Source organism: Ottowia massiliensis (assembly GCF_900240305.1).
Taxonomy (GTDB): domain Bacteria; phylum Pseudomonadota; class Gammaproteobacteria; order Burkholderiales; family Burkholderiaceae_C; genus Ottowia; species Ottowia massiliensis.
The window spans coordinates 269,759-294,164 of the sequence record NZ_LT964854.1; the positions used below are offsets into that span (position 1 = coordinate 269,759).

20 protein-coding genes are annotated in these 24,406 nt (G+C 64.3%); 13 read left to right on the plus strand and 7 right to left on the minus strand.

Annotation, left to right across the window (positions count from 1 at the left end; translation table 11 throughout):
• Nucleotides 1-248: 248 nt before the first annotated feature.
• Complete coding sequence (locus C1720_RS01070; protein ID WP_102282940.1) at nt 249-494, minus strand: TIGR04438 family Trp-rich protein; 246 nt, start codon at nt 492-494, stop codon at nt 249-251.
• Nucleotides 495-628: 134 nt separating this feature from the next.
• Here C1720_RS01070 and C1720_RS01075 point away from each other — a divergent pair, with 134 nt between their 5' ends.
• Nucleotides 629-916: a c-type cytochrome gene (locus tag C1720_RS01075; RefSeq protein ID WP_050715906.1), complete on the plus strand. Its 288-nt coding sequence runs from the start codon at nt 629-631 to the stop codon at nt 914-916.
• Nucleotides 917-1,006: 90 nt separating this feature from the next.
• Here the strand turns inward: C1720_RS01075 and phbB are convergent, their stop codons facing one another.
• The 3 genes from phbB to C1720_RS01095 form a co-directional block, all read right to left on the minus strand.
• Nucleotides 1,007-1,744 (minus strand): acetoacetyl-CoA reductase, encoded by a 738-nt coding sequence (gene phbB / locus C1720_RS01080; RefSeq protein ID WP_050715905.1) that lies wholly within the window; start codon nt 1,742-1,744, stop codon nt 1,007-1,009.
• 145 nt (nt 1,745-1,889) lie between these two features.
• Nucleotides 1,890-3,656 (minus strand): class I poly(R)-hydroxyalkanoic acid synthase, encoded by a 1,767-nt coding sequence (gene phaC, locus C1720_RS01085; RefSeq protein WP_439650725.1) that lies wholly within the window; start codon nt 3,654-3,656, stop codon nt 1,890-1,892.
• Nucleotides 3,657-4,115: 459 nt separating this feature from the next.
• Nucleotides 4,116-5,633 (minus strand): NAD(P)H-hydrate dehydratase, encoded by a 1,518-nt coding sequence (locus tag C1720_RS01095; RefSeq protein WP_102282942.1) that lies wholly within the window; start codon nt 5,631-5,633, stop codon nt 4,116-4,118.
• A 399-nt stretch (nt 5,634-6,032) separates the two neighbouring features.
• On the opposite strand from C1720_RS01095, the gene C1720_RS01100 reads away from it, so the two are divergent.
• The 10 genes from C1720_RS01100 to C1720_RS01145 all read left to right on the plus strand — a co-directional run bounded on the left by C1720_RS01100 (nt 6,033) and on the right by C1720_RS01145 (nt 17,868).
• Nucleotides 6,033-8,138, plus strand: coding sequence for a ribonuclease catalytic domain-containing protein (locus C1720_RS01100; RefSeq protein WP_102282943.1), 2,106 nt, complete (start codon nt 6,033-6,035; stop codon nt 8,136-8,138).
• Between the two features lie 56 nt (nt 8,139-8,194).
• The gene (locus C1720_RS01105) at nt 8,195-9,067 is read left to right on the plus strand and encodes an energy transducer TonB (RefSeq protein WP_102282944.1); all 873 of its coding nucleotides are present in this window, start codon (nt 8,195-8,197) and stop codon (nt 9,065-9,067) included.
• Between the two features lie 459 nt (nt 9,068-9,526).
• Complete coding sequence (gene thrS / locus C1720_RS01110; RefSeq protein WP_102282945.1) at nt 9,527-11,443, plus strand: threonine--tRNA ligase; 1,917 nt, start codon at nt 9,527-9,529, stop codon at nt 11,441-11,443.
• A 44-nt stretch (nt 11,444-11,487) separates the two neighbouring features.
• Complete coding sequence (gene infC / locus C1720_RS01115; RefSeq protein WP_233199991.1) at nt 11,488-12,105, plus strand: translation initiation factor IF-3; 618 nt, start codon at nt 11,488-11,490, stop codon at nt 12,103-12,105.
• Between the two features lie 179 nt (nt 12,106-12,284).
• On the plus strand, nt 12,285-12,488 hold the full coding sequence (gene rpmI, locus C1720_RS01120) for a 50S ribosomal protein L35 (RefSeq protein WP_050715898.1): 204 nt from the start codon (nt 12,285-12,287) through the stop codon (nt 12,486-12,488).
• Nucleotides 12,489-12,513: 25 nt separating this feature from the next.
• The gene (rplT, locus tag C1720_RS01125) at nt 12,514-12,873 is read left to right on the plus strand and encodes a 50S ribosomal protein L20 (protein ID WP_050715897.1); all 360 of its coding nucleotides are present in this window, start codon (nt 12,514-12,516) and stop codon (nt 12,871-12,873) included.
• Between the two features lie 112 nt (nt 12,874-12,985).
• Nucleotides 12,986-14,056 (plus strand): phenylalanine--tRNA ligase subunit alpha, encoded by a 1,071-nt coding sequence (gene pheS, locus C1720_RS01130; RefSeq protein ID WP_102282946.1) that lies wholly within the window; start codon nt 12,986-12,988, stop codon nt 14,054-14,056.
• A gap of 31 nt (nt 14,057-14,087) precedes the next feature.
• Nucleotides 14,088-14,732, plus strand: a complete 645-nt coding sequence (locus C1720_RS01135; protein ID WP_146006805.1) for an FxLYD domain-containing protein — start codon at nt 14,088-14,090, stop codon at nt 14,730-14,732.
• Between the two features lie 25 nt (nt 14,733-14,757).
• A complete protein-coding gene (gene pheT / locus C1720_RS01140; protein WP_102282948.1) occupies nt 14,758-17,193 on the plus strand; it encodes a phenylalanine--tRNA ligase subunit beta in 2,436 nt (811 codons plus the stop codon).
• Between the two features lie 351 nt (nt 17,194-17,544).
• Entirely contained in the window at nt 17,545-17,868 is a 324-nt protein-coding gene (locus C1720_RS01145; RefSeq protein WP_102282949.1) for an integration host factor subunit alpha, read from the plus strand.
• 789 nt (nt 17,869-18,657) lie between these two features.
• Here C1720_RS01145 and C1720_RS01150 read toward each other — a convergent pair.
• Complete coding sequence (locus C1720_RS01150) at nt 18,658-19,347, minus strand: ankyrin repeat domain-containing protein (RefSeq protein ID WP_102282950.1); 690 nt, start codon at nt 19,345-19,347, stop codon at nt 18,658-18,660.
• The gene (locus C1720_RS01155; RefSeq protein WP_102282951.1) at nt 19,344-20,150 is read right to left on the minus strand and encodes a TatD family hydrolase; all 807 of its coding nucleotides are present in this window, start codon (nt 20,148-20,150) and stop codon (nt 19,344-19,346) included. The genes C1720_RS01150 and C1720_RS01155 overlap by 4 nt, the downstream gene beginning before the upstream one ends.
• Before the next feature lie 225 nt (nt 20,151-20,375).
• On the opposite strand from C1720_RS01155, the gene C1720_RS01160 reads away from it, so the two are divergent.
• Together C1720_RS01160 and C1720_RS01165 are read left to right on the plus strand one after the other, a co-directional pair.
• The gene (locus C1720_RS01160) at nt 20,376-20,846 is read left to right on the plus strand and encodes a hypothetical protein (protein ID WP_102282952.1); all 471 of its coding nucleotides are present in this window, start codon (nt 20,376-20,378) and stop codon (nt 20,844-20,846) included.
• A gap of 355 nt (nt 20,847-21,201) precedes the next feature.
• A complete protein-coding gene (locus C1720_RS01165) occupies nt 21,202-22,992 on the plus strand; it encodes an acyl-CoA dehydrogenase C-terminal domain-containing protein (protein WP_102282953.1) in 1,791 nt (596 codons plus the stop codon).
• Between the two features lie 288 nt (nt 22,993-23,280).
• Here the strand turns inward: C1720_RS01165 and prmB are convergent, their stop codons facing one another.
• The gene (prmB, locus tag C1720_RS01170) at nt 23,281-24,174 is read right to left on the minus strand and encodes a 50S ribosomal protein L3 N(5)-glutamine methyltransferase (RefSeq protein WP_102282954.1); all 894 of its coding nucleotides are present in this window, start codon (nt 24,172-24,174) and stop codon (nt 23,281-23,283) included.
• Between the last annotated feature and the right edge of the window lie 232 nt (nt 24,175-24,406).

A 24,406-nucleotide genomic window follows, 5' to 3' on the forward strand; every position in this document is an offset into this window, starting at 1 on the left:
AAGCGTGACGAAGCGAGAAGCGCCTTGACAGGCAGGCAAGGCGCGGGACGGGCCGGCAGATGCTGCGGCAGACGCTCTGGCAAGCGCGGTGACGTATCGAAAAGAGGAGCTAAATAAAGGTGGCAAAAAGTGGCTCTCGCGCACTCTGCACTAGGACGTATCGCTATTGATAAAGGAGCAAAATAACGCTGCGCGCCCGCCGCCTGGGCCGCACTTTCGCCCCTTGCGGCCAAATTGTGAACAGGCGGCTAGCGTTTGCGGCTGCGGGGCTTTTGCCCAATGGCTTCCATCTGGCGGTCTCTGCGCTCCATGCGTTCGCGCTCTTCACGTTCCATGGCCTTGCGCTTGGTGTAGCCTGTGGCATCGGCCCAGTTCCACCAGACAAAGGCGCCTGCAAAGGGGGAGAGCACCCACCACCACGACCATTCGGCCACGGGAGACACCTCAAAATATTTCAGCAGCATGAAAATGACGCCCAGACCCACCAGATACATTGCTATTCCTCTGTCGAAATGTTTGTTTTCACAACCCGGCAAACTGGCTGCCAAGCGTGCTGTCAACCGTACGCAGGCAAGCCGCGTTGTTGAGGCGTAGCTTAACTTCTCCCATGACAAGAGGAACACAGACCATGAAACACCTTCTGCTTGCACTGGCCTGCGTGGCAGCTGCCGGCCCGGCTGTGGCCGACGAGGGCATGGCGAAGGCCAAGAACTGCCTGGCCTGCCATTCGGTAGAAAAGAAAATGGTGGGGCCTAGCTTCAAGGACATCGCCGCCAAGGGCGGAGATGCTGGCAAACTGGCTGACAGCATCAAAAATGGCAGCAAGGGCAAATGGGGCGCCATTCCCATGCCGCCTAACCGGGTGTCGGATGAAGAGGCGCAGCAGCTGGCCGCATGGGTGTTGTCGCTGAAATGAGCCAGGCGGCCCGTTTGCCGCGTGAGCCATAAGAAAGCCCGCATCAAGCGGGCTTTTTTCATGGGTGCTCAGGGATGGAGGGCCGCGCCCTTATTCCATGTGCAGGCCGCCGTTGCACGAGAAATTGGCGCCGGTGGTAAAGCCCGAGTCTTCACCGGCCAGCCAGCCGACGATGGAGGCGATTTCGTGCGGCGTGCCCAGGCGTTTGACGGGGATGGCCGCCACGATTTTTTCAAGCACATCAGGCCGGATGGCATTGACCATGTCGGTGCCGACGTAGCCGGGGCTGACGCTGTTGACCGTCACGCCCTTGCCCGCCAGCTCCTGCGCCAGCGCCATGGCAAAGCCGTGCATGCCCGCCTTGGCGGCCGAGTAGTTGGTCTGCCCGGCCTGGCCTTTCCTGCCGTTCACGGAGCTGATCTGGATGATGCGGCCCCAGCCTTTGGCCACCATGTCGGGAACCACCTGCTTGGTCACGTTGAACACGCCCGAGAGGTTGGTGTTGATGACGGCGTCCCATTCTTCGCGCGTCATTTTCACGAACATGCGGTCGCGCGTGATGCCGGCGTTGTTCACCAGCACGTCCACGCCGCCATGCTCCTCTTTGACGCGTGCGAAGGCATCTACGGTGGATTGCCAGTCAGCCACGTCTGCCACGCTGGCGTAAAAGGAGAAGCCCTGTGCGGCTTGCTCGTCCAGCCACTTCTTGTAATCGCGCGTCAAGCCGCAGCCTGCTACGACTTTGAAGCCTTGGCGGTGCAGTTGCTGGCAGATGGCGGTGCCGATGCCGCCCATGCCGCCTGTCACGTAGGCAACTTTCTGGTTCATGTGGAGGTCCTCCTTTGCTTTGAAAAAAATGGCCGGTCAGCGTCCACTCCACTGGCGCTGACAGCCGACGACGGCCTGCCCGCCCGCCAGGCCGCCTTGCATGAAATGAAAAACCCCATGCGAGGCGGCCGGCAGGCGTCCCGATTCAGGCCTTGACTTTCACGTAGCGCCCCGGAGCCGGTTCAATGGGCTTGCGGCCATAGCTGGCAGGCGCGGGCACCTGCTTGCCAGCGTGGGCGGCCAGCCATGCAGACCAGTCGGGCCACCAGCTGCCGGGGTGTTCGGTAGCGCCTTCCAGCCATTGGTCCACGTCGGCAGGCAACTGGCCGTCTTCGCGCAGCCAGTAGTTGCGCTTGTTGGCCTGGGGCGGGTTGATCACGCCGGCGATGTGGCCGGAAGCGCCCATCACGAAACGCCGCTCGCCGGGCAGCGCCTGCGCGCTGGCGTAAGCGCCGCCGATGGGCACGATGTGGTCTTCGCGCGAGCCATACACGTAAAACGGCACATGCAGCTTGCGCAAGTCGACTTTTTCGCCGCACACGGTGAGCTTGCCGGGCTTGACAAGGTTGTTTTCCAGATAGGTGTTGCGCAGATACCAGGCGTAGAAGGGGCCGGGCAGGTTCGTGGAGTCGCTGTTCCAGTACAGCAGGTCAAACGGGGGCGGCGTTTCGCCCTTGAGGTAGTTGCCCACCACGTAATTCCAGACCAGATCGTTGGGCCGCAAAAAGCTGAAAGTGCTGGCCAGTTCCTTGCCCTTGAGCAGGCCGCCCTTGCCCATCTGCAATTCGCGGAACTGCACGGAAGGCTCGTCGATGAACACATCCAGCACGCCCGTGTCGCCAAAGTCCACCAGCGTGGTCAGCAGCGTGACGCTGGCCACGGGGAAGGCGCTCTTGCGGCCCTTGGCCTTGGCGTGCCGCGCCGTCAGCACCGCCAGCGCCGTGGTCAGCAGCGTGCCGCCCACGCAAAAGCCCAGCGCGTTGATTTGCTCCGCGCCCGTGATGTCGCGCACCTGCTCGATGGCGGTGATGACGGCCTGCTCGATGTAGTCGTCCCACGTTTTTTGCGCCAGCGATTCGTCGGCGTTGCGCCAGCTCACCACGAAAGTGCGGTTTCCTTGTGCCACGGCGTAGCGCACGAAGGAGTTGTCGGGCTGCAAATCCAGGATGTAGAACTTGTTGATGCACGGCGGCACGATGAGCAGCGGCTTTTCATGCACTTTTTCCGTCAGCGGTTTGTATTCGAGCAGCTGGAACAGCTCGTTTTCAAACACCACGGCGCCCTCGGTCGTGGCCACGTTGCGGCCCACTTCAAACTGGCTCTCGTCAGTCATCGACATATGGCCTTGCTGAATGTCGCGCACCATGTTCGCCAGGCCCTGCGCCAGACTCTGCCCTTGCGTTTGCAGCGCCTTTTGCTGCGCTTCGGCATTGAGGGCCAGAAAGTTGCTCGGCGCGGCCGCCGCAATCCACTGCTCGGTGGCAAAACGCAGGCGCGCCTTGGATTTGGCGTCGCCCTCGGCGGCGTCGGCCAGCGCCATCAGCGTGCGGGCGTTGAGCAGGTACAGCGCCGCCGTCCAGGCCGCCACCGGGTTCTGCTTCCAGGCTTCGCCCTTGAAGCGGCGGTCCTTGATTTCAGGCGGCGCTTGCAGGCTGCGGTTCCACAGCGCCGTGGCTTCCTTCATGTACTCGTCCTGCAACTCGCGCAGTTTTTCCGGCGCAAAGCGCAACACCGGCATGGCGGGCGGCAGCGGATTGGGCGCGTCGCCCTGCTGCAATGACTGCACGGCTCTGGCCCAGTCGCCCATCCAGTCGCTTTGCCAGGGCATTTTGAAAATGGGCGCGAACGGCTGCGTCTGTCCCATCCAGGGCCACGCGCCAAAAGACGCAAAAGGGTTCGAAGGCTGAGCCATGCAATTACCTCCTTGTCAAAAGTGCGGTCTACAGCAAGGCCAATGTAAGCGGGAACGCGCGCTTCGGCTATGGGATAAAACCCTTCATGCAAAGACGCGCCAGATTGACGGAAATCAATGCGTGCAAGCAGCGGCCATGCAGGTTCCTCTCCATCGCCGCAAAGGGCGGGCGGCGCTTTGTTGCGGCGCTTTCAAAGCCTGCCCGCAGCCAAGTCCCGAAGCGCGCCGCAAGCCCGGAGCGGGCGGCCCGCTGCCTGCCAGACAGCATCAATAACAGGAGCAAAAATAGCGGGGGGTCAAATACCGCCTTGCGCAATCTCCACTAGGACATATTGCTATGGATAGAGGAGCAAAAATAAGGGGCAGACAACGCCGCATCCCCGCCGCCTGCGGCTTGCCATTCCGAACCGTTTTCTCGCACTTGCGGCCAGGCGGCGGGCCAGCTTTCTGAACAGGCGCTCAAGGACGCAGGCGGCGGGCCAGTTCGCCTGCCGTCAGGGACTGAAGGGCGGGCCAGTCATCAGCCAGCGCGCCATGCTGCCAGGCGGCCTGGCAGGCGGCAGGCCAGGGGTGTGCGCCTGCGGCCAGGCGGGCGCCAATCAGGCCGGCCAGCACATCGCCCGTGCCGGGCGTGGCCAGGCGGGCATTGCCGGTGGGGTTGATGCACGGCGGCTGCCCGGGCGCGGCGATGACGGTGCCGGAGCCTTTGAGAACAACGACGGCATCCAGCCGCGCGGCCAGCGTGCGTGCGGCGGCCAGCCGGTCTTGCTGCACGGCGCTGGCGCTGCTGCCAAGCAGGCGCGCAGCCTCCAGCGGGTGCGGGGTGAGCACGGTCGCATGGCCTTTGGCGCCGCGCTGGCGCACGGCGGCCTGCAAAGCCGTGCTGGCCGCCAGGGCATTGATCGCATCGGCATCCAGCACCAGGCGCGGGCAGGCGCGCAGCACCGCCGGCAGCACGGCTTGCACGGCCTGGCCGCCGCCACAGCCGCACACGGCGGTGATGGCGCGCAGCTCCAGCGCCGAAAAGCGGCGCAGCATCAGCTCCGGCTCCGGCAGCGCCGCCCAGGCGGCAGGCGCTGGCTCGCCTGCGTCAGCCAGCGGGCAGACATACACGCGCCCCGCGCCCGCGTGCAAAGCGGCGCTGGCAGCCAGCCAGGCCGCGCCTGTCATGGCCGTGCCGCGCGCAGCGCTGCACTCGCCGCCAATCACGGCCACATCGCCAAAACAGCCCTTGTGGCTGGCATGAGGGCGGCAGGCGGCGGGCGGCACCGGCGCGGCAGGCTGGGCGCCCAGCCAGGCGGCAGGCGGCTCGCCAGCGGGCAGGGCGGCGGGCGCGCCCAAGTCGTCAAACCACACCATGCCGCAGGCATCGCGCCCATGCGCGGTGAAAAGCCCCGGCTTGGCCGTGAGCAGCGTGAGCGTGTGGCGCTCGGCCCGTGGCGCAGGCAAGGGCTGGGCCATGTGGCCGGTATCGGCGTTGAGACCTGTGGGCACATCCAGCGCCAGCACGCGGGCGGCGCTGGCATGCATGTGCGCCAGCCAGCCGGCCATGCGCCCTTCGGGCGGGCGGGTAGCGCCTATGCCCAGCAGCGCGTCCACGCACAAGTCTTGCGCGCCCAGCCCGGCAGGCGGCTCATCCGTAAAGAGCACGCCAGCGGCGCGCGCGCGCTGCAGCGAGCAGCGCGCATCGGGCGGCAAGCGCTCTTCTTCGCCCAGCCAGCTCACCACCGGGCGCATGCCCCAGGCGTGCAGATGCATGGCGGCTTCCAGCCCGTCGCCGCCGTTGTTGCCAGGGCCGCAGGCCAGCCAGATCACGCGCGCATGAGGCGCCAGCGCCAGCGCCAGCCGCGCGGCAGCCAGCCCCGCGCGCTGCATGAGCGTGTGCGCCGCAAGGACCTGCATGGCCGCATGCTCCATCCGGCGCGTGGCAGCCACGCTGTGAAGCGGCAAAGGAGTCTGGCGGGTGATGCGGAACATGAAATCTCCGGTTCAAAGGCTGCGAAAGCCTGATTCTGGCAACGCCAGGAAGCGAAGGCGCCCATTTCTGCGCTTCAAAGGCGATAGCGGCTAACCCAGTCTGCTCTAAGAACCTGTTCAAAATCCGTCCGTGGGTGCGAAAAGTGCGAACTCGGACGCCCGTGGGCCTTGCACATCCTCCTCGCCGGGCTGCAATTGGGCAGCAAGACCCGCCAGCGGCTTGCGCCTTGCGGCCCATCACGATTTCGCACTTTTGCCTCTTGCAGCCAAGCCCTGAACAAACTCCGGATGCAGCGAAAAAAGCCCGGAGCGCAGACGCAAAAGCCGACGGCGCCGGGCGCGGCTTCTTGGGCGGACGCGCCTGCATCCTGGCAAGGCTCGATGTGACAATCCGCGCCCATGAATCTTTTGTTTGACGAAGCGGGCAAATTTCTTGCGGGCCGCATTCTTTCGGAGGCCGAGGCATCGGCGCAGGTGGAGCTGGACTCGGGCAAGCGGGTGAAAGTCAAGGCGGCCAATCAGCTTTTGCGTTTTGACAAACCCGCGCCCGCCGATTTACTGGCGCAGGCGGGCGAAATGGCGGCGCAAGTGGAGCTGCCGCTGGCCTGGGAATTCGCGCCGGAAGACGAATTCGGCTTTGCCGCGCTGGCGGCCGATTACTTTGGCGGCGCGCCCGGCGCGGCAGAGCAGGCGGCCATGCTGATGGCGCTGCATGGCGCGCCGCACTACTTTCGCCGCGCGGGCAAAGGGCGCTTTCGCAAGGCCGCCGCCGACATCGTCGCGCAGGCGCTGGCGGCCATCGAAAAGAAAAAGCAGATTGCCGCGCAAGTGAGCGCCTGGGCGGCCGAGCTGGCGGCCGGGCGCTGCCCGGCGGAAATCGAAGCGCAGCTCTACAAAATCTTGTTCAAGCCCGACAAAAACGCGCCCGAATACAAGGCCGTGGTGGAAGCGGCGCGCGCCACGCAACTGGCCCCGCTGGAGCTGCTGAAGAACGCGGGCGCCATCGCCTCGGCCTACCAGTTTCACTGGCAGCGCTTTTTGTTCGAGCACTTTCCCAAAGGCACGCAATTTCCGCCGCAGGCGCTGGCCGCTGCGCTGGCGCCCGCAAATGACTTGCCGCTGGCTGGCGTGCAGGCGTATTCCATTGACGACTCGCAAACCACCGAAATTGACGACGCGCTCTCCGTCGAGGGACTGGGCAGCGGGCAAGTCACGCTGGGCATCCACATTGCTGCGCCGGCGCTGGCCCTTGCGCCCGGCGACGTGCTGGACGGCGTGGCGCGCGCGCGCCTGTCCACCGTTTACATGCCCGGCCACAAAATCACCATGCTGCCCGACAGCGTGGTCGCCGCCTGCACGCTGGACGCGGGCCAGGCCAGCCCGGCAGTCTCGCTCTACGTCACGCTGGACGAAGCCACGCTGGAAATCCAGCGCCACGAAACCCGGCTGGAGCGCGTGGCCGTGGCCGCCAATTTGCGGCATGACCGGCTGGACGGCCTGATCACCGAAGAATGGCTCACTGCTCCCGCCCAAACACAAGACGAACCACAGGACCAACAGCCGCCCGGGCTGCCCATGCCGCGCCAGACGCTGGCCTTCCTCTACCGCCTGGCGCTGCACCTGAAAGCCCAGCGCGAAGCCGTGCGCGGCAAGCCCGAAAACTTCAGCCGCCCCGACTACAGCTTTGCGCTGGAAGGCACAGACGGCGTGGCCGCCCCTGCCCTGCCCACCGGCAGCGAGCGCGTGCGCATCACCCAGCGCCAGCGCGGCGCGCCGCTGGACTTGATCGTGGCCGAAGCCATGATCCTGGCCAACAGCACCTGGGGCCAGTGGCTGGCCAGCCTGGGCGTGCCCGCCATCTACCGCAGCCAGGCCAGCCTGGCGCCCGGCATCAAGGTGCGCATGGGCGTCAAGGCCCTGCCGCACGCGGGCATCGGCGTGCCCAGCTACGCGTGGAGCACCTCGCCGCTGCGCCGCTATGTGGACTTGGTGAACCAGTGGCAGCTCATCGCCTGCGCACGCCACGGCGCCACCGCCGCGCTGGCCGCGCCTTTCAAACCCAAAGACGCGCAGCTGTTCGCCATCATCAGCGCCTTTGACGCCGCCTACACCGCCTACGCGCAAAACCAGGCCGCCATGGAGCGCTTCTGGACGCTGCAATACCTGCGCCAGAACGCCATCACCCACCTCACCGCCAGCGCCCTGCGCGAGCAAGCTGGCGGCGCGTGGCTGGTGCGCGCCGAAGAACTGCCGCTGACCCTGACCGTGATGGGCACCGGCGGCATGGCGCGCGGCTCGCTCGTGCGTGTGAAGCTCGGCCACATCGACGACATCGCGCTGGACGTCAGCGGCAGCGTGACCGAAGTGCTCAGCGCATCGCCTGCCAGCGCCCCGCCGGAAGCCGAAGACGAGGCCGAAGAAGCCGGCGCCGGCCCCATCGCCATTGCCGTTGATCTGGCCGATGGCGATGGCGAACCAGCCCCGGGCGTGGCTGCGGCAGGCTGAAAAAAGGCCGGAAAGCAGCGCGGCGGCCACCGGTAACAAATGGATAATCCCGCCCCGTGAATCTCGACCGTCTCAAATCCCTCTCCACGCTGCAATGGGCGCTGATCGTCTCGGTGCTCATCCATGCCAGCCTGCTCACCATCCGCTTCGTCAATCCTGAAGGCTTCCGGCGCGTGTTCGAGGATTTGCCGCTGGAGGTCATCCTCGTCAATGCCCGTGGCGACGAAGCGCCCGCCAAGGCCCAGGCCATTGCCCAGGCCAACCTGGCTGGCGGCGGCGACAGCCCCCTGCCCGACGTGCGCGCCACCACCCCCCTGCCCCCTGCCTTGCAGGCCATGCTGGGCGACGCCGCCACCGAAGAAGCCCAGCGCCAGATCGAATCCATGCGCGAGCAGCAAAACCGCCTGCTCGACCAGCTGCGAAAACAAGTGGCCGCGCTGCCCAAGCCTTCGCCCGACAAGCCCAAAAACGACCCCGACGTGATCGAGCAGGAAGAGCGCCGCAAGCACCTGTCGCAAATGCTGGCCGAAATCGAACGCGCGGTGAAAGAAGAAAACTCCCGCCCCAAAAAGCGCTTCATCAGCCCCGCCACGCGCGAGGAGATGTACGCCCTTTATTACGACACCGTGCGCCGCAAGATCGAAGCGCGCGGCACCAGCAACTTTCCGGAAATCAATGGCCGCAAGCTCTACGGCGAGCTGACCATGATGATCACCGTGAACCATGATGGCCGCGTGTTCGACACCGAAGTCGTCGAGTCTTCCGGCAGCCGCCACCTCGACCGCCTGGCCGAAGCCATCGCCCAATCTTCCGGCCCCTTCGAGTCCTTCGGCCTGACCATGCGCAACCGCGCCGACCAGCTCATCATGGTCTCGCGCTTTCGCTTCACGCGCGACGAACGCCTGCAAACACAGCTGCTGGGCAATTGACGGCTTGGCATGGCTGGTTTGCGAGCAGTCTGTCTTCCCAGCCTCATCGATCCGGACAGCGGCAGAAAATTAGCTCATCTATTAATAGCAAACTCTTCAAGTTTCACTAGGACCTCAACGTTTTTTCATGCTTTCAATCTGCTTTTTTTCTAATAGCAAACAGCCGGCCAGCTCCCCGTACATGCCGCCGCCCGCCGCGAGGCGGCTATAGCGTTTCGCTAAACGGCGGTTTTAGAATCCGCTGCTTTCAAGCCCGCTTGGCTCCCCACATTCAACAAGGAACGGGAAAGGCACATCTGGTTATGACACCGCGAACCCGCCCGCACGCCATCTGCGCGGCCCTTGCATGCACGGGCCGCAAGAAACGCCGGTTCGCGCGCGCCTGAATCACTTGCCGAAACCCAAAAGCGCGGGCCTGCTGCCGCGCTTTTTTATTGCCCGAAAGAAAAGAGAACGCTCATGACCCACCCCGTCCGCATCACCCTTCCCGACGGCTCGCAACGCGAATATCCCGGCCCCGTCTCCGTGGCTGAAGTCGCCCAGTCCATCGGCCCCGGCCTGGCCCGCAACACGCTGGCAGGCCGCGTGGACGGCAAACTGGTGGACGCCTGCGACGTGATTGACCACGACGCCCGCCTGCAAATCATCACGCCCAAAGACAAAGACGGCGTGGACATCATCCGCCACTCCTGCGCGCATTTGGTCGGCCACGCCGTCAAGCAGCTTTATCCCACCGCCAAAATGGTGATCGGCCCGGTTATCGAAGAAGGCTTTTATTACGACATCGCCTACGAGCGCCCATTCACGCCGGAAGACGTGGCCGCCATTGAAAAACGCATGAAAGAGCTGATTGCGCAGGATTACGACGTGATCAAGAAAATGACGCCGCGCGCGGAAGTCATTCGCGTTTTTCAGTCACGCGGCGAAGATTACAAATTGCGCCTGATTGACGACATGCCCAATGAAAAGGCGATGGGCCTGTATTTTCATCAGGAATATGTGGACATGTGCCGCGGCCCGCACGTGCCCAATACCCGCTTTCTCAAGGCATTCAAATTAACCAAACTGGCAGGAGCCTACTGGCGCGGCGATGCCAAAAACGAACAATTGCAGCGCATTTACGGCACGGCCTGGGCCGATAAAAAAGACCTCGACGCTTATATCAAGCGCATGGAAGAGGCCGAAAAGCGCGACCACCGCCGGCTGGGACGCGAGCTGGATTTGTTCCATATTGACGAGCACTCGCCCGGCACCGTGTTCTGGCACCCCAAAGGCTGGATCATCTGGCAGGAAGTGGAGCAGTACATGCGCCGCGTTTACCGTGAAAACGGCTATCAGGAAGTCAAAGGCCCGCAAATCCTGGACAAATCGCTTTGGGAAAAAACAGGGCACTGGGACAAATACCGGGAAAACATGTTCACCACCGAAAGCGAAAAGCGCGACTACGCGCTCAAGCCCATGAACTGCCCCGGCCACATCCTGATTTTCAAACAGGGCGTGAAAAGCTACCGCGATTTGCCGCTGCGCTACGGCGAATTCGGCGCCTGCCACCGCAACGAGCCTTCCGGCGGCCTGCACGGCATCATGCGCGTGCGCGCTTTCACGCAGGATGACGGGCACATTTTCTGCTCCGAAGACCAGATTCAGTCTGAAGTAACGGCCTTCACCACGCTGCTGCAAAAGGTTTACAGGGATTTTGGTTTCGACCACATCATCTACAAACTCTCCACCCGCCCCGAAAAACGCATCGGCAGCGACGAAAGCTGGGACAAGGCTGAAAACGCGCTGGCCGAAGGACTGCGCGCCTCAGGCTGCGAATTCACTTATCTGCCTGGCGAAGGCGCTTTTTACGGCCCGAAAATCGAATACACGCTCAAAGACGCCATTGGCCGCGAATGGCAATGCGGCACGATCCAGGTCGATCCCAACCTGCCGGAGCGGCTGGACGCCGAATATGTGGGCGAAGACGGCGCGCGCCACCGCCCCATCATGCTGCATCGCGCCATTGTGGGCAGTCTGGAGCGTTTCATCGGCATTCTCATTGAACAGCACGCAGGCGCCATGCCCGTCTGGCTGGCGCCGGTGCAAGTGGTCGTCACCGGCATTACCGATGCGCAAGCTGATTACGTGGAATATGTGGCCGCAACGCTGCGTGAGCGCGGTATTCGGGTGCAAACCGATCTCCGCAACGAAAAAATCACCTATAAAATACGCGAGCATTCGCTGCAAAAACCGCCCTTTATCCTCGTCGTCGGCGACAAGGAAAAAGAGGCCAAAACCGTGGCGGTGCGCGGCAGGGGCAATGCCGATCTGGGCGTCATGCCGCTGCAAGCTTTTGCCAGCCGCGTATTGCAGGACATTGCAGCAAAAAGCTGAATGCCTGCGCGCCGCCGCTTTTCATTCCTTTCATTTCTGAGGTAATCGCCATAGCTACCAACTTTCGTGACCGCCGCCAGCGCGAAGAACGCGCCCACCGGCTCAACCGTGAAATTACCGCGCCCGAAGTGCGCCTGAACGGCCCTGACAACGAGTCCCTGGGCATCTTTCCCCTGCAGGAAGCGCTGCGCATGGCGGGCGAGATGGACGTGGACTTGGTTGAAATCGCCGCAGCGGCCAGCCCGCCGGTCTGCCGCCTGATCGACTACGGCAAGTTCAAGTACCAGGAACAAAAGCGCGCCGCCGAAGCCAAGGCCCGGCAGACGGTCATCGAAATCAAGGAAGTCAAATTCCGCCCCGGCACGGACGATGGCGACTACAACATCAAGCTGCGCAACATCCGCCGCTTCCTGGGCGATGGCGACAAGGTGAAAGTGACCCTGCGTTTTCGCGGCCGCGAAATCACGCACCAGGATCTGGGGCTTGATCTGCTCAACCGCATTCGTGAAGACTTGGCGGATGTCATCCAGGTCGAGCAATTTCCCAAGCTCGAAGGCCGGCAGATGATCATGATGCTCGCCCCCGCGCGCAAGAAAGCCGGCGGCGCAGCCAAGGCCGCCGAAGCGCCTGCGCCCGCCCCTGCTGAAGCGGCGCAAAACTGAAAGCAATCGTAGATAATTGCGGGTTTTCCGGCGTTTGACCGCGCCGGAGAAAAGTGCAGCTTTCGCCTTGGGCCTGACGGCTTTGGGCGGCAGCCGCACACAAAAGTGGCTCGGGGCCATCAAGGGCGCGAAGGTCTTTGCGCACGCCTCACGAGCACAAGCCAAAAGGAGCATTTCAAATGCCCAAAATGAAAACCAAAAGCAGCGCGAAAAAGCGTTTTCGCGTTCGTCCCGGCGGTACCGTCAAACGCGGCCAGGCCTTCAAGCGCCACATCCTGACCAAGAAGACCACCAAGAACAAGCGGCAACTGCGCGGTGCAGTCAATGTGCATGAGGCCGATCTCGGCCAGATCGCGCAAATGCTGCCCAAATGCGGCCTGTAATCACTGACGAACAAGGAGAAAACGAATGCCTCGCGTCAAACGTGGTGTGACGGCTCGCGCCCGTCATAAAAAAGTTCTTGCCCTGGCCAAGGGATACCGTGGCCGCCGTGGCAACGTCTATCGCATCGCCAAACAGGCGGTGATGAAGGCTGGTCAGTACGCCTACCGTGACCGCCGCAACAAAAAGCGCGTGTTCCGCCGCCTGTGGATTGCCCGCATCAACGCCGCCACACGCGCGCTGGGCCTGACCTACAGCCAGTTCATCAACGGGCTGAACAAGGCCGGGCTGGGTCTGGATCGCAAGGTGCTGTCCGACATCGCCATTCACGACGAAGCGGCTTTTGCCCGCATCGTGGAGCAAGTCAAGGCCAAGCTGGCCGCCTGAAGCCTCGCGCACCAGGCCCCAGCGGCCTTTGCGCCACATGGCGTTTCAGGGATTGGGGGCCGCACGGCGCCCAATCCCTTTTTCATTTTTCCCTTCCCCACTACCCTGCCCCATGAGCGCCCTGCCTGCCAGCAGCGAACTTGATGCCCTGGTGTCCGCTGCCACCGCCGCCTTTGCCCAAGCCCCCTCTCCGGCTGACCTGGAAAACGCCAAGGCGCAATTTCTGGGCAAGGCGGGCCGCGTCACCGCGCTGATGAAAGAGCTGGCCCAGCTCGCGCCTGAAGAAAAGAAAACGCGCGGCGCTGCCATCAACCAGGCCAAGCAGGCCATTGAAGCCGCGCTCACCGCGCGCCGCCAGGCATTGCAGGAAGCCGAGCTGCAACAGCACTTGCAGGCCGAGGCGCTGGATGTCACCCTGCCGGGCCGCCAGCGCGGCGCAGGCGGCCTGCACCCCGTCTCCCTCGCGTGGGAACGCATTGAGCAAATCTTCAGCAGCATGGGCTTCGATGTCGCCGACGGCCCCGAAATCGAAAACGACTGGTTCAACTTCACCGCGCTGGGCAACCCGCCCAACCACCCCGCCCGCTCCATGCAGGACACCTTCTATGTGGACATGAACGGCGAAGACGGCCAGCCCTACTGCCTGCGCACGCACACCAGCCCCATGCAGATTCGCTACGCATCGGCCGCTGCGCAGCGCCATGCCGCCGATCTGGCCGCAGGCCGCGTGCGTGAAATCCGCGTCATCGCTCCTGGCCGCACCTACCGCGTGGACAGCGACGCCACCCACTCCCCCATGTTTCACCAGGTTGAAGGCCTGTGGCTGGGCGAAAACGTCAGCTTCAAAGACCTCAAGGCCGTGTATCTGGATTTTTGCCGCGCCTTTTTTGAAACCGATCAGCTCGCCCTGCGCTTTCGCCCCAGCTATTTCCCCTTCACCGAACCCAGCGCCGAGATTGACATTCAATTTGCCGATGGCCCGCTGGCTGGCAAATGGCTGGAAGTTTCCGGCTCCGGCCAGGTGCATCCGCAAGTGGTGAAAAACATGGGGCTGGACCCTGAAACCCACATTGGCTTTGCCTTCGGCTCCGGCATCGACCGCCTGGCCATGCTGCGTTATGGCGTGAGTGATTTGCGCCAGTTTTTTGAAGGCGACGTGCGCTTTTTGAGGCAATTCGCCTGATGAATTGAATCGCCACCGCGAAAATTCTGCGATGTTCAAGCGATTTTTCCTCTCATGCCTGCTGTTTCTCGCCTGCGCCAGCGTTTCGGCAAACGAAGCGCCATCGCCTGCCGACCATTCCGATATCCAGTTTTCAGACATCGACTACAGCTACCACCCAGACTCGGAAGAAGAGAGCTGCTGCGGCACGCTCACCGTCCTGGGCAAAGCCACCAATACAGGCCGCCGGAAACTCGACCACGCGGTTTTTGAAGCCCGTTTTTTTGACGCCAGCGGCAAGCTGATTGACGCTTTCAATGATTCGACTTTCAGCCTCGGCCTGTTGCCGGGCCAGGAAATCATGGTGCGCATCAGCGATCAGGCGCGCTATGCCCCTGACCGTTACGCAAGCGCCCAGATTCGTCTGGCTTCAGGCGAATTTGAAAATGTGGAGCCGCCATCCGATTCAACCTGTCATTCAGGCATTCCGCCCATATTGATCCAGCTTTTCATGTCCTGGGGGCCGATACTGATGTTGATTGGCGTATGGCTATGGCTGATCAAACGATCCAATGCCTCCAATTATCAGAATCAGCTGATTGATCTGATGAAAGAGCAGAACCTGACGCTGGAGCGGCAGGCCGCCGCCATTGAAAAAATCGCGCAAATGCAAGAAACACAAAACCTGCGCCATTGAAATATCCGACATTGAGGCCCCAAAAATGCAATTCTCCGAATCCTGGCTGCGCGAGTTCTGCAACCCGCCGCTGAATACCGAGCAACTGGCTGACACCCTGACGATGGGCGGCTTTGAGGTGGAAGAAACCCGCCCGGCCGCGCCGCCGTTCAGCCAGATCGTGGTGGCCGAAATCCAATCGGCGCAGCAGCACCCCAATGCCGACCGTCTGCGCGTGTGCCAGGTGAATGCGGGCGGCCAGCCGCTGCAAATCGTGTGCGGCGCGCCCAACGCGCGGGCGGGCATCAAAGTGCCGTGCGCGCTGGTGGGCGCCGAGCTGCCGCCGGGCGAAGATGGCAAGCCCTTTCGCATCAAGCTGGGCAAGCTGCGCGGCGTTGAAAGCCACGGCATGCTGTGCTCCGCCAGCGAGCTGGGCATTTCGCAGGAAGGCGCGGGCCTGCTGGAGCTGCCCGTCGACGCGCCCGTGGGCCAGAGCCTGCGCGAATACCTCCGGCTGGATGACACGCTGCTCACCCTCAAGCTCACGCCCAATCTGGGCCATGCGCTGAGCGTGCATGGCATGGCGCGCGAGCTGGCCGCGCTGGCCGATGCGCCGCTCAAAAGCTGGAGCGAGGGCCTGGCCGCCGTGCCCGCCACGGTGGACGACGCGCTGCCCGTCACCATCGAAGCGCCTGATTTGTGCGGCCGCTTTTCAGGCCGCGTCATACGCGGGCTGAACACGCAGGCCGCCACGCCCGCGTGGATGGTCGAGCGCCTGGCCCGCTGCGGGCAGCGCAGCGTCTCGGCGCTGGTCGATATTTCCAACTACGTGATGTTTGAAACCGGCCAGCCCTCGCACATTTTTGACCTCGCCCAAATTCACGGCGGCCTGCATGTGCGCTGGGGCCGCGCGGGCGAATCGCTCAAGCTGCTCAATGGCGCCACCGTGGCGCTGGACGAAACCGTGGGCGTCGTGGCCGACGAACGCCAGGTCCAGTCGCTGGCCGCCATCATGGGCGGCGAAGCCACGGCCGTTTCTGGCAGCACGCAAGACGTGTATGTGGAAGCCGCCTTCTGGTGGCCCGATGCCATTGCGGGCCGTTCGCGCCGCTTCAATTTCGCCACCGACGCAGGCCACCGCTTCGAGCGCGGCGTCGATCCCGCGCAAACCACGCGCGTCATCGAGCGCATCACCCGCCTCATTCTGGACATCTGCGGCACGCCGCAAACGCAAGTAGGCCCCGTCACCGACCAGCAGGCCAGCCTGCCGCAGCCTGCTCCCATCACCTTGCGCGTGGCGCGCGCGGCCAAAGTCATCGGCGTGCCGCTCACGCAAGCGCAGTGCGCCAGCATCTTCCGCCGCCTGGGCATGGCCTTCACGGAAGGCGAAGGCCAAATCACCGTCACCCCGCCCAGCTGGCGCTTTGACTTGCGCATCGAGGCCGACCTCATCGAAGAAATCGCCCGCCTGACTGGCTACAACACCCTGCCTGACACGCCGCCCGTTGCGCCCATCCGCTCCAGCGCGCGCGCCGAAACGCGCCGCAGCCCCTTCGCCCTGCGCCATCAGCTGGCCGGGCTGGGCTATCTGGAAACCATCAACTACAGCTTTGTGCAAGAAAGCTGGGAGCGCGATCTGGCGGGCAACGCCGACCCCATCCGCCTGCTCAACCCCATTGCCAGCCAGATGAGCGTCATGCGCTCCAGCCTCATCGGCTCGCTGCTGCAAGCGCTCAAGTACAACGCCGACCGCCGCGCCGAGCGCGTGCGCGTGTTTGAAATAGGCCGCGTCTTCACGCGCGACGCCAGCGTGCCCGGCAGCGCGGCCAGCGTGCGCGGCGTGCGCCAGCCCGTGCGCGTGGCGGGCCTGGTGTGCGGCCCCGCCGCCATCCAGGGCTGGCAAGGCAAACAGCCCGCCGCTGACTTTTACGACGTCAAGGGCGACGTGCAAGCCCTGCTCGCCCCCCGCCAGCCCGTATTTGAAGCCGCCAGCCACCCTGCCCTGCACCCGGGCCGCTGCGCCCGCGTGCTGCTGCAAGGCCAGTCCATCGGCTTTCTGGGCGAGCTGCACCCGCGCTGGCGCCAGCAGTGGGAGCTGCCGCAAGCGCCCGTGCTTTTTGAGCTGGATTTGGAAGCCGTTTTGCAGCACCCGCTGCCCCGCGCCATCGCCCTGCCCCGCCAGCTCTCCAGCGAGCGCGACCTGGCCATCGTCGTGCCCGAAGCCGTCACCCACGCCGCGCTCATGCAAGCCATTCACGCCGCGCCCACGCAAGGGCTGCTCAAGGCCGCCGTGCTGTTTGACATCTACCGCCCCAAGAGCGGCCAAAGCGCCAGCGGCGTCAATGCTGGCGAAAAAAGCCTGGCCGTGCGCCTGACCCTGGGCGACGATCAGGCCCCGCTGACCGACGAAAAACTCGACGCCGCCGTCGCCGCCATCCTCATCCGTCTGGAAAAAGACCTGGGTGCGCGGCTACGGGCCTGAGAGCCTGCCCAAAGTCTGCTCGTGCGTGCAGAAAGCGCGGCCTCGGGCGCCCTGCGGCCCGGCCCATCCTCGCCGGGCAGCAAACGGACAGCAAGGCCCGTCTGCGCCTTGCCGCCCGCCCCAGCCGCCCCTCACGGCCAGACTCTGAACGGTTCTGAAAGCGCGCCCGCCAGGCTCTGGTCAAGCTATTTTGCTCTTGAATCAGTAGCATGATGTCCTAGTGGAAACTGCGCGAAAGCCGTTTTGACACCCCTTTAATCCGCTCCTCTTTCTGATATAGCCTCATCCGCCCGCTTCGCGCAAGCTGGCAACATCACGCCTCCTTCAGAACCCGCCCCGCCAAAGCCGCCCATGCCAGAACAAACCGCCCACACCCTCACCAAAGCCGAACTGGCCGATGCGCTATTCGAGCAAATCGGCCTGACCAAGCGCGAGTCCAAACAAGCCGTGGACGCCTTTTTCGCCCTCATCAGCGAACGCCTCGCCGCAGGCGAAGAAGTCAAGCTCACCGGCTTTGGCAACTTCAGCACCCGCATGAAAGCCCCCCGCCCGGGCCGCAACCTGCACACGGGCGAAACCGTGCCCATCGCCGCCCGCCGCGTGGTCACCTTCCACGCCAGCCAGCGCCTGAAAGAAGCGGTGCAACAGGCTCAGAGCAGCGACGGCGGGCGCTAAAGCGTCTGTCCGCAGCCCGGCCGTGGGCGCTAAAGCGCCGTCTTGCAAATCCTCGGCCGGCTGCAAACAAGCGCAAAAGCTCCGCCTGCGCCTTGCCGCCCATTCCAATCCGCGCTTTCGCCCCTTGCGGCCAGACTCTGGGCAAGTTCCCGGTTTTTCGGCCCGAAGAAGAAATTCGCCGCAGCCCCGCCGTCAATCAAAAAGCCGCTGTCGCTGATACAGCCGCCGTTCGGCCTCATGATGAATTCGGCCTGCGGGCTGAAGACGATGCCGGGGCTAAAAACCTGTTCCCCGCTTGTCCGTGAAGGCAGAAAGCGCAAACGAACCTTGAACAGATTCCAGACCGGCCGGGGCGCAGCACGGTGCAGTCCAGGCCGCAGGCTTCACCACGGCGGCAGAGTCGCGCCAAGAGCACGCTGCGGCAGGGCAGGCCAGGCGCTTCGCCGCAGGCAGATGATGCCCATTGAGCTGATGAAGAAGCGCCGCTTCCGCTCCCCCTGGCTCTGCCGTATCACACGCCCGCGCTGGCAAGGAAAGGGCGAAGACGAAAGGCTACAGGGGGAAGAGAATCAGCTCTTCAATTGATAGCATGACGTCCTAGTGGAACGTGCGCAAAAGCCGTTTTCATGCCCCTGAATTCGCTCCGCTTTTTGAGAACGAAGCGCCCGTGCTGGCAGCCAGGGAAAGCCGGCTGGCCGCGCGTCAAACCCTGGAGCCAAGTTCTGAAAACCCGTTCGCAACCAAGCCGCAAGCTGGTTTCGCGGGCTTGGCTGGCGCAGGCGCGGCCCGTCACCACTGGCCGCGTTGCGCGGGCGGGGTGCTTTGCTTTTTCACTTTTTGCAAGATGGCGCGCGCGTCGGGGCGTTCGTAGCGGCGGGCAAAGTCCAGGGCTGTCATGCCTTTCTGGTTGCGCAGCTGCGCATCTGCGCCTGCCTTGAGCAGGCGCTGCACGGCCTCGGGGCTGCCGTAGCCGGCGGCCATCATCAGCGGCGTGGTGCCGTTGGGCGAGGGGGCGTTGAGGTCGGCGTGGTGTTCCAGCAGCAGCTCCAGCATGGGCATGTGGCCGCTGGATGCGGCGTAGTGCAGCGGCGTCCAGCCGGTTTTGTTCACGGCCGCGCCTTGCGCGATCAGGCGGCGGGCCACGTCAAGCTGGCCTTTGAGCGCGGCCATCATCAGCGGGGTTTCGCCGCTGGCGTTTGGCTCGTCGGGCCGCAGGCGGGGCGAGGCCATGAGCGCGTCAGCCGCTTTCATGGACTCTTCCTGCAAGGCCACGAACAGGCCGGGGCGGCCGCGCTCGTCGCGCGTGTTGGGGTCCATGCCCTGATCCAGCAGCTCACGCATGGCGCTGGCGTTGTCGGATTTGATGGCGCGGAAGAATTCGCCAGGGCTTTGCGCCAAGGCGCTGGCGGCAAAGGCGGAAAACGCGAAAAGGGCCGCCAGGGCGGCGGCGCGGGCGCGGGCAGGCAGGTGTTGGGTCATGACTGGGCGGCTTTGGTGAAAAGACGGCTGAAATTGTCGCTGGTGATGCGGGCGATGTGTTCCACGCTCTGGCCGCGCAGCTCGGCCAGGCGCGCGGCCACCAGCGGCACCCAAGCGGGCGAGTTGGTTTTGCCGCGATGCGGCGCGGGGGCCAGGTAGGGGCTGTCGGTTTCAATCAGCAGGCGGTCATCGGGCACGTAGCGGGCGCTTTCATGCACGTCATGCGCGTTTTTGAATGTGACGATGCCGGAAAAAGACACGCAGTAGCCCAGCTCCAGCGCGGCGCGGGCCACTTCGCGGTTTTCGGTGAAGCAGTGAAACACGCCGCCGGCGCACTGCGGGCCGGCTTCGCCTTCTTCGCGCAAGATGGCCAGCGTGTCATCGGCTGCGGCGCGGGTGTGAATGACCAGCGGCAACCGCGCGGCCTGCGCGGCGCGGATGTGGGTGCGAAAGCGATCGCGCTGCCACTGAAGCTGCGCCACGCTGCGCCCGCCCTTGCGCTCGGCCAGCTGGTAGTAGTCCAGCCCCGTTTCGCCCACGGCCACCACGCGCGGCAAGGCGGCGGCGGCCAGCAGGTCGGCCACGGCAGGCTCTTGCACGCCTTCGCTGTCAGGGTGCACGCCCACGCTGGCCCAGATGTGCGGATGCGCCGCCGCCAGCGCCCGCACGGCGGGAAATTCCTCCATCGTGGTGCTGATGCACAGCGCGCGCGTGACTTGCGCGGCCTGCATGGCCGCCAGCACGTCCGGCAGGCGCTGCGCCAGTTCGGGGAAGTTGAGATGACAGTGTGAGTCGGTAAACATGGTTCAGGTCTCAGCGGAGAACGCCGCGTTCATGCGGCGATTGTGCTGCGCCGCAGGCCGGGCTGGCGCCTTCCGTGGCGCTTTCCGTGCGCCTTCCCGCAAGGTTGCCGCTCAATAACCGTTTCATTGACCAGAATAGGTAAAACTTCTATAGTCAATTCAGGTTCGTGAAACAGCTTGCGGCCTGTGTCTATTTCAGAGTTTTGCAAATATCAGGGTGTTTCAATGAAGCGTCGCTTATTCGTTCTGTGCCTGGGCTGCCTGGGCTGCCTGGGCTGCCTGGGCGCTTGCCACCTTGCCGCGCAGGCGGCAGAGCGCATTTCAGCGGCCGATCCGCGCCACTTCATGCAGCCCGTGGAGCCGGGCCGCTTTGCCGAAGAAATCCAGGCGCTGGAGAGCAGCGGCACAGTCGCACTGCTGCAATCGGGCTACGCCATCACGCGGCGCAGCTATTACCTCGCGCCTTCTGCCGAATGGAACTCTTTCGTGACCCAGGGCGACAGCGCGGCGGCGGCCTGGAAGGGCGAGCGCCAGAAACTTCCGGGCCGGCGCGTGGGGCAGGACTGGGTGGAGCTGTGGGCCGACGCAAAGCGCCTGCGCGCCGAGGCGCTGGTCATGAGCCAGCAGCCGGTGGACAGCAGCGGTAATTGCCTGATCGGCTACTACACGCTGGCGCGCAACCCCTCATTGAATTGACCTGAATCAACCCAAAGGCAGAGGCCTGGCAGGGCTTGCCGCGCGTGACGGCAAGCCCTTTTTTTCAGTACCTGCCTGCAATCTGGCCGTGAAGGGCCATGAAGCGCAATGAGCTGCAAGGCGCAGACGGGCCAGATGCCTGCGCGCGGCCCGGCAAAGACTGACAACGCCGCAGAACGCCTGGGGCCGCGCTTTTCCCATTCACTCACGGGCAGCTTTTGAACAGTCTCTCAGCTCGCGCGGGTGGCCGCCCAAACGCTCGCAAATCGTCGAAACGCCCTCTGCCAGACTTACACTCGCAATGTCCCTTGCGCCCGGCGCAAAGGCGTTTTTCCCTAACTTTCAGGAGACAACCATGAGCTTTCAGGCTCCCGTCAAGGATTTGCTGTTCAACATCGAGCACCTGGCCCGCATCGACCAGGTGGCCAAGCTGCCCGGTTTTGAGGAGGCCGGGCTGGAAACCGCCCAGGCCGTGCTGGAAGAGTGCGCCAAGTTCAATGAAGGCGTGGTCGCGCCGCTGAACGTGGCCGGCGACAAGCAACCCGCCACCTTCGCCGACGGCAAGGTGACCACCACCCCCGGTTTCAAAGAGGCTTACCGCCAGTTCACCGAAGGCGGCTGGCAGGGCGTGCAGCACCCCGAAGCCTATGGCGGCCAAGGCCTGCCCAAGACCATCGCCGCCGCGTGCGCCGAAATCCTGCACTCGGCCAACATGAGCTTTGCCCTGTGCCCGATGCTGACCGACGGCGCCATCGAGGCGCTGCTGATTGCGGGCTGCGAAAAGCTCAAGAGCACCTATCTGGAAAAACTCGTCTCCGGCCAATGGACGGGCACCATGAACCTGACCGAGCCGCAAGCCGGCAGCGATCTGGCGCTGATCCGCAGCCGCGCCGAGCGCCAGGCCGACGGCACCTACAAAGTGTTCGGCACCAAGATCTTCATCACCTACGGCGAGCACGACATGGCGGAAAACCTCGTGCACCTTGTGCTGGCCCGCCTGCCGGATGCGCCCGAAGGCGTCAAAGGCATCAGCCTGTTCATCGTGCCCAAGTTCCTGGTGAACGCCGACGGCAGCCTGGGCCAGCGCAATGACGTGCATTGCGTGAGCATCGAGCACAAGCTGGGCATCAAGGGCAGCCCCACGGCCGTGCTGCAATTTGGCGACCACGGCGGCGCGGTGGGCTACCTGGTGGGCGAAGAAAACCGCGGCCTGGAATACATGTTCATCATGATGAACGCCGCCCGCTACGCCGTGGGCCTGGAAGGCGTGGCCATTTCGGGCCGTGCCTACCAAAAAGCCGTGGCCTATGCCCGCGAGCGCGTGCAAAGCCGCCCCGTGGATGGCAGCCTGCCCGGCAGCGCGCCCATCATTCACCACCCCGACATCCGCCGCATGCTCATGACCATGCGCGCCCTCACCGAAGGCACGCGCGCCACCGCCAGCGTGGCCGCCGCCGCGTATGACACCGCGCACCACTCGCCCGACGAGGCTACGCGCAAGCAAAGCCAGGCTTTCTATGAATTCCTGGTGCCGCTGGTCAAGGGCTACAGCACGGAAATCAGCCTGGAAGTCACCAGCCTGGGCGTGCAGGTGCATGGCGGCATGGGCTTCATTGAAGAAACGGGCGCCGCGCAGTACTACCGCGACGCGCGCATCCTGCCCATCTACGAAGGCACCACCGCCATTCAGGCCAATGACCTGGTGGGCCGCAAGACCGCGCGCGATGGCGGCCAGTTCGCCAAGGGCGTGGCCGCGCAAATCGAAGCGACCGAAAAAGAGCTGCTGGCCAGCGGCAGCGAAGCCGCCAAGTCCACCGCCAAGAACCTGGCCGCCGCCCGCAAGGCCTTCCTGGACGCCGTGGAATACGTGGCCGCCAACGCCAAGCCCAACCCCAACGGCGCTTACGCCGCCAGCGTGCCTTACCTGATGCTGACGGGCAATCTGGTGGCGGGCTGGCAACTGGCGCGCGCGCTGCTGGTGGCCGAAAAGCAACTGGCCGCCGGCCAAGATGCCGAGTTCATGAAGGCCAAGATCGCCACGGCCCGCTTCTATGCGGAACACATCCTGCCGCGCACTTCGTCGCTGCGCGACGCCATCACCGGCGGCGCCGCCAGCGTGATGGAAATGGCGCTGGATTCGTTCTGAGCCAGAAAACGGACTCGCCTAGAGCCTGAAGGGCCTTGAATGGCCCTTTCCTCCCAGCCGCCAGCGCCGCAAGCCGGACTGGCGGCTTTTTTTGCGCTCTGCCCTGCCCTTTCATCCGGCGCCATGCCAACCCGCAAGCCGCTCTTTTCATCAGAAAAAGGAGCAAATTCAGGGACGCCAAAACCCGTTTTGCGCTGGTTTCACTAGGACCTCATGCTATGAATCGAGGAGCTGAATCAGCCTTCAGCCCAAGACGTTTGGCCTGCTGGCGGGCGAAAAGCCGCGCCGTCACGCGGCCTGCAACGCCTCGCGAGTGAGCAGCAGCACTTGATCGTCGCCCGCGCTGGTGGGCAGCCACACGGGGTTCAGGCTGGGAAAGGCCGCCTCGAAGTGCCCGCGCTCGTGGCCGATTTCCAGCACCAGCGCCGCCTGGGGCTGCATGCGGGCGGCGGCTTCTTGCAGCAGGGGGCGGATGAAGTCCATGCCGTCGCGCCCGCCGCGCTGGTTGCCGCTCAAGGCCATGTGCGGCTCGGCGCGGTATTCGGGCGGCAAGGCAGCCATGCTGTCCGCGTTCACATAGGGCGGGTTGCACAAGATGAGGTCGTACGCCGGCCGGCCCTGGCAGGCGGCCAGCCCGTCGCCTTGCAGCAGGCTGATGCGGCCTGCCAGCGCATGTTTGGCCACGTTGATGCGGGCCACTTCCAGCGCATCGGCGCTGAGGTCGGCGGCGTCCACGGCGCAGCCGGGCCAGGTCAGCGCGGCCAGCACGGCCAGGCTGCCATTGCCCGTGCACAAGTCCAGCGCGCGGCGCGGCTCGTCCGGCAGCCAGGCGTCAATTTGCCCCTCGGCCAGCGCTTCGGCGATCAGGCTGCGGGGCACGATGGCGCGCTCATCCACATAAAAAGGCACGCCTTGCAGCCAGGCTTCGCGGATGAGGTAGGCCAGGGGCTTGCGGCTGGCGATGCGCTCTTGCAGCAGCGCGGCGGCGCGGGCTTGCGCTTGGGGCGGCACGGCCGCCGCGCCCGCATCGCCCGCCAGATCGGTTTCCAGCGGCCATTGCAGCGCATGCAGCACAAGCCAGGCGGCTTCATCGCGCGCGCAGCAGGTGCCGTGGCCGTAGCTGACGGCGGCCGCTTGCAGTTGGCGTTCGGTGTCTTGCACGAGCTGGGCGAGGGTGATCATGGCGTTTGGTTCATGAAAAAAGCGTTGCGGGCGCTGGTTTTGCCAGAAGCCTGCTCGCCGCCTGGGCGCAAGTGCCCGCAGGCCGGGCTGCGGGGCGCACCCCGCTTGCGGGCAGCCCTTTCCGCCTGGCCTCTTGCTGGCCAGGGCGCATCAGAAAAAGGAGCGAATTCAAGGGCATCGAAATGCCGTTTCGCGCTGGCTACACTAGGACGTCATGCTATGTAAAAAAGAG

What these genes read in the sequence shown, in the direction of transcription:
- C1720_RS01070 (WP_102282940.1), bottom strand. Translation starts at nt 494, where the DNA reads ATGTATCTGGTGGGTCTGGGCGTCATTTTCATGCTGCTGAAATATTTT.
- C1720_RS01075 (WP_050715906.1), top strand. Translation starts at nt 629, where the DNA reads ATGAAACACCTTCTGCTTGCACTGGCCTGCGTGGCAGCTGCCGGCCCG.
- phbB (WP_050715905.1), bottom strand. Translation starts at nt 1,744, where the DNA reads ATGAACCAGAAAGTTGCCTACGTGACAGGCGGCATGGGCGGCATCGGC.
- phaC (WP_439650725.1), bottom strand. Translation starts at nt 3,656, where the DNA reads ATGGCTCAGCCTTCGAACCCTTTTGCGTCTTTTGGCGCGTGGCCCTGG.
- C1720_RS01095 (WP_102282942.1), bottom strand. Translation starts at nt 5,633, where the DNA reads ATGTTCCGCATCACCCGCCAGACTCCTTTGCCGCTTCACAGCGTGGCT.
- C1720_RS01100 (WP_102282943.1), top strand. Translation starts at nt 6,033, where the DNA reads ATGAATCTTTTGTTTGACGAAGCGGGCAAATTTCTTGCGGGCCGCATT.
- thrS (WP_102282945.1), top strand. Translation starts at nt 9,527, where the DNA reads ATGACCCACCCCGTCCGCATCACCCTTCCCGACGGCTCGCAACGCGAA.
- rpmI (WP_050715898.1), top strand. Translation starts at nt 12,285, where the DNA reads ATGCCCAAAATGAAAACCAAAAGCAGCGCGAAAAAGCGTTTTCGCGTT.
- rplT (WP_050715897.1), top strand. Translation starts at nt 12,514, where the DNA reads ATGCCTCGCGTCAAACGTGGTGTGACGGCTCGCGCCCGTCATAAAAAA.
- pheS (WP_102282946.1), top strand. Translation starts at nt 12,986, where the DNA reads ATGAGCGCCCTGCCTGCCAGCAGCGAACTTGATGCCCTGGTGTCCGCT.
- C1720_RS01135 (WP_146006805.1), top strand. Translation starts at nt 14,088, where the DNA reads ATGTTCAAGCGATTTTTCCTCTCATGCCTGCTGTTTCTCGCCTGCGCC.
- pheT (WP_102282948.1), top strand. Translation starts at nt 14,758, where the DNA reads ATGCAATTCTCCGAATCCTGGCTGCGCGAGTTCTGCAACCCGCCGCTG.
- C1720_RS01145 (WP_102282949.1), top strand. Translation starts at nt 17,545, where the DNA reads ATGCCAGAACAAACCGCCCACACCCTCACCAAAGCCGAACTGGCCGAT.
- C1720_RS01150 (WP_102282950.1), bottom strand. Translation starts at nt 19,347, where the DNA reads ATGACCCAACACCTGCCTGCCCGCGCCCGCGCCGCCGCCCTGGCGGCC.
- C1720_RS01155 (WP_102282951.1), bottom strand. Translation starts at nt 20,150, where the DNA reads ATGTTTACCGACTCACACTGTCATCTCAACTTCCCCGAACTGGCGCAG.
- C1720_RS01160 (WP_102282952.1), top strand. Translation starts at nt 20,376, where the DNA reads ATGAAGCGTCGCTTATTCGTTCTGTGCCTGGGCTGCCTGGGCTGCCTG.
- C1720_RS01165 (WP_102282953.1), top strand. Translation starts at nt 21,202, where the DNA reads ATGAGCTTTCAGGCTCCCGTCAAGGATTTGCTGTTCAACATCGAGCAC.
- prmB (WP_102282954.1), bottom strand. Translation starts at nt 24,174, where the DNA reads ATGATCACCCTCGCCCAGCTCGTGCAAGACACCGAACGCCAACTGCAA.